This window comes from Aquiflexum sp., assembly GCF_977115555.1.
Genome location: NZ_CDSBKL010000432.1, coordinates 1 through 3,335, shown reverse-complemented (window position 1 = coordinate 3,335; position 3,335 = coordinate 1). Strand labels below are relative to the sequence as shown.

The 3,335-nt window shown below is 44.2% G+C and carries 3 protein-coding genes; 2 read left to right on the top strand and 1 reads right to left on the bottom strand.

Annotated elements, in window-relative coordinates:
• The first annotated feature begins 183 nt into the window (after positions 1-183).
• Together ACZFYI_RS17865 and ACZFYI_RS17860 are read left to right on the top strand one after the other, a co-directional pair.
• Entirely contained in the window at positions 184-1,059 is an 876-nt protein-coding gene (locus ACZFYI_RS17865; protein ID WP_462525483.1) for a tyrosine-type recombinase/integrase, read from the top strand.
• Complete coding sequence (locus ACZFYI_RS17860; RefSeq protein WP_462525482.1) at positions 1,049-2,203, top strand: IS91 family transposase; 1,155 nt, start codon at positions 1,049-1,051, stop codon at positions 2,201-2,203. The genes ACZFYI_RS17865 and ACZFYI_RS17860 overlap by 11 nt, the downstream gene beginning before the upstream one ends.
• A 301-nt stretch (positions 2,204-2,504) precedes the next feature.
• Here the strand turns inward: ACZFYI_RS17860 and ACZFYI_RS17855 are convergent.
• Positions 2,505-3,335 (bottom strand): UDP-N-acetylglucosamine--N-acetylmuramyl-(pentapeptide) pyrophosphoryl-undecaprenol N-acetylglucosamine transferase (locus ACZFYI_RS17855; RefSeq protein ID WP_462525481.1); only part of this gene is annotated, 831 nt, incomplete at its 5' end.

Genomic DNA, 3,335 nt, shown 5'->3' with positions numbered 1-3,335 from the left:
ACCACAAATGTTGATGCGGAGAACCAAACTTTGATTAACCACAAATGTGTCTGCGGAGCACTGAACCGCCACTTTTGCCAAACCCGTGTTGAACTGACACCCTACGGGTGATCGATTTACCTAAATTCTGCTTATTTTTAGTTATATCAAAATCTATAATCATGAAAACTCAAAAAAAACAATCTGGGCACCGTTGCCCTCAATGATTCCGCTCAGGAGTATCTGCTCAAACTGGCCTCTTTCCTTGAAGCCAAAGCATATTCTCCCATGACCATCCGCAATTACATGGCCGAGATGCGCTATATATTTGCCTATTACAACCACCTCAGTCCGGGACAGCTTACCCAGGAACACATTGCCTCCTACATCAACTACATCAAAAAAGAACACGGGGTCGGCAGGGATAAATGCCGGATGACTGCCCAAAGCTGCAGCTTCTTTTTTAAACACATATTGCCCTCTCCTTATGTAGTGCCACATGCACTCTATCCCAGGCGCGAATTCAGACTGCCCGGTATTCTTACCCAGGAACAGATCAGACATGTAATCCAATCGGTCACCAACATCAAGCATAAAGCCATTATTGCCATGTTCTATGGAACGGGGATCAGGTTGAGCGAACTCCGGTTCCTGGAAATGAAACATATCTCAAGGGCCGAAATGCAGCTCAAGGTTGTGGCAGGAAAGGGAAGCAGGGACAGGTTCACCATCCTGCCCTCTGCCATCCTTGCGTTGCTCGAATCCTATTACAGGGTCCACAGGCCCAAAGTGTTTCTATTTGAAGGACAGACTCCGGGCAAAGCCATGAACGACCGTTCCATCCAGCATGCCATCCGCATGGCCATGGATCAGGCAGGGTTGGGACAGCATGCGTTTTCCGCACATTCCCTCAGGCATTCTTTTGCCACCCACCTCTTGGATGCAGGTACGGACATCCATACCATCAAGCAGCTTTTAGGACATTCCAAGATAGAGACCACCATGATCTATCTCCACCTTACCAAGCAACGCAGGGATAAACTTGTTTCCCCTCTTGATCTGCTCGGTGATGGAAAATAACCCCTCCTTCCAATCCCTGTTCGGACATCATACCATTCAGGGCTTCAACCCATACAGCAGAGCGGTTTTCTCTGACCTTGCTTCCTGCCATACCGCTGCCAAAGGTTACCACCTCAGCAGGTGTGACAGTCAGGAATGCGGAAACATGGCTCACCGTTACCATAGCTGTGGTAACAGGCACTGTCCTAACTGCGGCAGCATCAGAAGGGATGAATGGATTGCTGCCAGAACGGACGAACTCCTGCCCACTGCTTACTACCACATCGTGTTCACTTTGCCCCACGAGCTCAATCCCCTGATCATGGGCAACAGAAGCAAACTCTTCGATCTGCTTTTTCAGTCAGCATCCAAGACCCTGCTCAGGCATGCCCGGATGCCTGAATACCTTGGGGCTGAACCGGGGATCACCATGGTGCTCCATACCTGGGGACAGGATCTCTCCTTTCATCCACATGTGCACTGCATCGTCAGTGCGGGTGGCTTTGACGGCAAATCCTGGATTGATGCCAAACGCAAAAACAACCGGTTCCTTTTTCCGCAGAAAAGTCTGGCAAACATGTTCAAGGCCATGTTTATGGAAGGGCTGGAAAAGGACAGTTCCATTACCTGGTGTGGTGACAAAAACTCCATCCTCAAAGCAATAAGGTTCAAAAAGTGGAACGTCTATGCCAAAGCCCCTTTTGGGTCACCGGACCGGGTAGTGGAATATCTGGGCAGATATACACACAAGATCGCCATCACAAGGCACCGTATTCTGGAAGTCAACGCTACACAGATCAAATTCAGGTACAAGGACTATGCTGACGGATCGAAAACAAAACAGATGTGGCTCACTCACCGGGAGTTTGTCAGAAGGTTTGAGCAACACATATTGCCAAAAAGGTTTGTTAAGATAAGGCACTTTGGATATCTGAGGCTGCAGGGAAAGGGTGAAAGGTTGGCTGTGATCCGGTCAACACTGAACATGGAACCAAAAAAACCAAAGGTGAAAATCCCTTTTCAAATAAGAATGCTCGAAAAGTACGGCAGGGATATCTTCAAATGTCCCTGCTGCAAGACCGGAAGAATGACAGTCATCTTCGATACCAGAGATAAGGCAAACAGGAAACCAAAACCTATCAGATCCATTCCGGCCCCATCTTGATATCCAAAGGGACCAATGAAGACAGTGGCTTGGTCCGGGACATCCCAAAGTTCAAAAGACCCATTTACTGGGTAGGGGATTTTATACCCAAACCAGAAAGTTTTACAATAAAAACATACCAATCCTAAAACATCAAATAATCAAAACTCAAAAAACAGAATACTGATCCACCTAGCAGCCGTTTCACCCTGCGGATGTCAGTCAACAGCCACTAGCAAAAAGCCCTGATCGATGAATGCATCAATCAGGGCTTTTTTTCAAGGCTTTTCTCTAGTGGGCTAAATGTTGTGCGTTCGGCATTTTATTTCTGTCGGTATATTACTTCCCATATTGGTTCAAATTCAATATCTTCAAAGTCAAACGAATGTAGGTTTTTCTCTTTATAAATACCGTTGCTATAGGTATCTTGTATCCAATTTACAAAAGTCCAATTTCCTACTTTTTCAGGCTTGTCCCATCTTCTTGTTTTTAAAATTGTAGCCTTTGAGTTTATTCTTTCTGACAACTCTCTCAAAATCGGTTTGGAGTCAAGATTTAAACTCTTGGCAATTGACACTACAATGAAATATCCGAATTTAATGTCACGTTTATTTTCAAAATCTACTTCGAGTTCTGACTCTTTGATTAAAATTCCCGCATTATTATCTACAATAGCTAATGCATTTTTTGTTTGATGGTCTTCAGCCACATTTGGCGAGGGAACAAATATGACCGGCTTTCCTACAATGCACAATTCAGATACTGAAATAGCTCCAGCTCTTGAAATAATAATATCTGCTGCAGCATACGCATAATCCATCGTGTTTATAAAGGCATGCACTTGAACATCTTTTGTGTTATTGTAGATTTTATACTTATCGTAATACAGTTTCCCACATTGGCAAATAACCTGCATATTATGCGATTGGATAAAATCCAGTTCTTTTTCTATCAGTTCGTTAATCCGTCTTGCCCCCAAACTACCTCCAAGTATGAATAAGGTTTTTTTGTCACTTTTTAAAGAGAAGACTTTATGTGATTCTTCACGTTTACAATCTACATCCAATAACCCTTGACGAACAGGGTTACCTGTTTTAACAATTTTTTCTTTTGGAAAAAAAGGTTCCAAAGCATCATATGCCACACAGATTTT